Annotated in this window: 1 protein-coding gene; it reads right to left on the bottom strand. The window is 44.1% G+C overall.

Annotated features, from left to right (window positions below; translation table 11 throughout):
• On the bottom strand, positions 1 to 2,544 hold a 2,544-nt coding region (locus RJ60_RS15210), incomplete at both ends, for an AAA domain-containing protein (RefSeq protein ID WP_258006379.1).

Raw genomic sequence — 2,544 nt, 5'->3', positions numbered from 1 at the left:
GATGTGTTCGGGTTTTCTCATATCATCTCTGCTGGCCGATCGTCTTGGAAGTATCCTTTCGTTGCGCTTGAGCAAAAAATCTCCCTGCAGAACATATGAATCCCTTGGGAATTGTGCCATAACATACTCCCGTAAACTCTTACGGGAGACATTCCCGGATTTTGTATACATATCCCAGTTTACCTGGAGTAAATCAGGGCGAGTATCGAAAAGCATGATAATCCTCGACACTACCTCATCCAAATGAACCGGGGCCTCTTTTTCAATTATCGCCCCAATAAGGCTATACAATTGAATAACTTTCTGCAATGAGACTAATTTGGTTAGGTCATGAGGTGAGAATCTTTCATACAATGGAAGGGTCGTCTCTTCTCTTTTTATTGATGGTAAAGGATTTTCGACTATCAGCTCATCATTGATGTTAAGTGCTTCGGTATTTTCTGAAACGGAGCCAGCAGCTCCTATCTCTGCAATGACTCTCTTGATTTCCGAACTTCTGTCGAAGATCCAATCTCTTGACCAGATTCTGATGATCTTCCAACCCAGATTCTCAAGGACTTGTTGGCGTAGCCTGTCTCTATCTCTTGCAGTTCTCGCGGAGTGATACATGGCTCCGTCGCATTCAATTCCTGCGACATACCTTCCAGGATGTTCATTGTCAACAATTGCCAGGTCTATCCTGTAGCCGGAGCATCCCACCTGTTTGTGCACATTGAACCCGCGTGCTGTGAGTTCTTCATATACCTCCTCTTCAAAGGGCGATTCAAATTCGCCGCCAGTGTTTTCGGTCTCTCTCAAAAGGAATTCCCTGCTTCCTCCCTCTTCAGCATAGTTCAAATATTCTCTTAGGGCTCTTACTCCTGGGGTCTGTATTTCAGCAGAGATGTCTGCTCCTCTTATCGAACTTACAACAGTGACTTTCCTCTTGGCTCTCGTTATCGCAACGTTGAGTCGTCTTTCTCCTCCATTTTTGTTTAGAGGACCAAAGTTCATGGTCAGCTTTCCCGAAGCATCTCTACCATATCCAATGCTGAAGATCATCTCATCTCTCTCATCACCCTGAACATTCTCAAGATTCTTCACGAAGAAAGGTTCAACTTTATCCTCGCCGAAGAAATCCTCGACAGACTGATCCTGGGAACGAAGCTCTTCAATTCGATCAAGAATCGCTGTCTGCTGAGCTTCACTGAAGGCGACTACTCCTAATGAAACACCTGCCTTTGTCCTTGCATGGCTCATAACCATCTCGGCAACTCTGCGAGCTTCTTCAATGTTCTTTCTGCTCTTTGCTCTGTCATAAACTCCATTCGAAACATATTCAAAGCATATTCCGGAATCAAGCCCATTAAAACTGCTGCTGGGGAAAGTGCTGAGTCTATTCATGTAAAAGTGATAGTTTGAGAAGGCTATCAATGATTCGTGACGGCTTCGGTAATGCCAGAGAAGTTTCTTTTCTGGAAGACCAGCCGCGCTACATTCGTCGAGAATGCTTTCGAGACTCTCCAGATCGTTCTCTTCATCTGTCATTTCGGCTTCATCGGGTTCAGAGATTCTGAAGAAGCTTGTGGGAGGAAGCTGTTTGTTATCTCCAACAACTACTACCTGCTTTGCCCTCATGATTGCTCCCACTGAGTCTTCCGGAAATACCTGGGAGGCCTCGTCAAAAATGGCGACATCGAATTTGAACTTTTCCGGATCGGTGAATACGCTAACTGAAAGAGGGCTCATCATCATGCATGGTTTCAGAACTTGAAGGAGGTTTGGCGTTTCCGAAAATAGTCTTCTGATTGATTTATTTCGTCTCTTCTTGGCTATCTCTCTTCTCAGAATAGATGTCTCGGCACTTCCAGAATTCACAAGATTGGAAACCGGAATCCTCTGGGCGAGGAAAGAAGCCAGTCTCTTTCTGGCATACAGCTGTTGTTTTGAATCAAGTAACCGGAACTCCTTAACAAGAAGGTTGTGGTCACTTGTGGAGAATGAGTTTAGAACCTCATCCTTTGCGTAGAGCTCCGACAAGAGGTTGCTATAAAAACCCTTTAGGAAGACTTTGTCAAGCACATCGGATTCAACTTCACTTTCCCTCGCTCTTTCGAGAAAGTCTTCCAGTCCAGCCTTCTCAAGAAAAATGATACTCTTCTTCATTGAAAGCCAGTCATCAAGTTTTGGAAGCGACTCTTGTAGTCTTTGGACAAAATCTTCAAAGCCTTCAAAGTCCGAAAGAGACTTGCCGTCAGAAAATGGTTCCGTGATAACCATATCGGATACTTCCTCTAGATCCTTGAAAAATGAATTTGTTGCCGTGATTGCACGCTTCACCCAGTCACTCCTGCCTGATATTGCCTGCTGGTTTTGGTTTCCTTTCGGCAATATAGAAAAGAATGAGAAGTATTCAATCAGCTCTATTAGGTCTGATTCACTACTTCTCAAAGCTTTCTCCAAGTTATCATAACTCTCGTTGAAGCTCTCGATTATCCCTTTTGAGCTTTCAAGAAGACTTATCAACTCTTTCTCGTTGCAGGCTTTTGTCATTAGTCCACATTG

This window comes from Mesotoga sp. B105.6.4, from assembly GCF_002896535.1.
Taxonomy (GTDB): domain Bacteria; phylum Thermotogota; class Thermotogae; order Petrotogales; family Kosmotogaceae; genus Mesotoga.
Note: the sequence above shows the minus strand (reverse complement) of the source record. Positions and strands in the feature narration are given on the sequence as shown.